This window comes from Vibrio sp. Vb1026 (assembly GCF_033338745.1).
Taxonomy (GTDB): domain Bacteria; phylum Pseudomonadota; class Gammaproteobacteria; order Enterobacterales; family Vibrionaceae; genus Vibrio; species Vibrio alginolyticus.
This window is the reverse complement of the sequence record NZ_JAWOTH010000142.1, coordinates 1-1190: the sequence shown is the minus strand read 5'-3', so window position 1 is coordinate 1190 and position 1190 is coordinate 1. Positions and strand designations below refer to the sequence as shown.

The 1190-nt window shown below is 47.2% G+C and carries 1 protein-coding gene; it reads right to left on the bottom strand.

What is annotated here, in order from left to right; genetic code table 11:
- Positions 1 to 6 precede the first annotated feature (6 nt).
- Positions 7 to 1190: elongation factor Tu (tuf, locus tag R7E47_RS24815; RefSeq protein WP_017822038.1), on the bottom strand; the 1184-nt coding region annotated here is incomplete at its 5' end.

Here is a 1190-nt window from a genome sequence, read left to right as displayed (position 1 = left end):
TATGAATTAGTCGAAGATCTTAGCAACAACACCAGCACCTACTGTACGGCCACCTTCACGGATCGCGAAACGTAGACCTTCGTCCATTGCGATTGGTGCGATTAGCTCTACAGTCATCTGTACGTTGTCGCCTGGCATTACCATTTCTACGCCGTCTGGTAGCTGGATGTCACCAGTTACGTCAGTTGTACGGAAGTAGAATTGTGGACGGTAGCCTTTGAAGAATGGAGTGTGACGACCACCTTCATCTTTAGACAGTACGTATACTTCTGATTCGAACTTAGTGTGTGGAGTGATTGAACCAGGCTTAGCTAGTACTTGACCACGTTCAACTTCGTCACGCTTAGTACCACGTAGAAGTGCACCAACGTTCTCACCTGCACGGCCTTCGTCTAGAAGCTTACGGAACATCTCAACACCAGTACATGTAGTTGTAGTAGTGTCTTTGATACCTACGATAGCAACTTCGTCACCTACAGTTAGGATACCACGCTCGATACGGCCAGTTACTACTGTACCACGACCTTGGATTGAGAATACGTCTTCGATAGGCATTAGGAATGGCTGATCTACCGCACGCTCTGGCTCAGGGATGTAAGTATCTAGAGCTTCTGCTAGTTCAACGATTTTCGCTTCCCACTGCTCTTCGCCGTTTAGTGCGCCTAGTGCAGAACCTTGGATAACTGGTAGGTCATCACCTGGGAAATCGTATTCAGATAGAAGTTCACGAACTTCCATTTCTACTAGTTCTAGTAGCTCTTCATCGTCAACCATGTCACATTTGTTCATGAATACGATGATGTATGGGATACCAACCTGACGGCCTAGTAGGATGTGCTCACGAGTTTGTGGCATTGGGCCATCTGTCGCAGCAACAACTAGGATACCACCGTCCATCTGTGCAGCACCAGTGATCATGTTTTTAACATAGTCAGCGTGTCCTGGACAGTCAACGTGTGCGTAGTGGCGTGATGGAGTGTCGTACTCAACGTGAGAAGTTGCGATTGTGATACCGCGCTCACGCTCTTCTGGAGCGTTATCGATAGATGCGAAGTCTTTAGCTACACCGCCGTAAACTTTAGCAAGAGTAGTACAGATAGCTGCAGTTAGAGTTGTTTTACCGTGGTCAACGTGGCCGATAGTACCAACGTTAACGTGCGGTTTCGTACGTTCAAATTTTTCTTTAGACA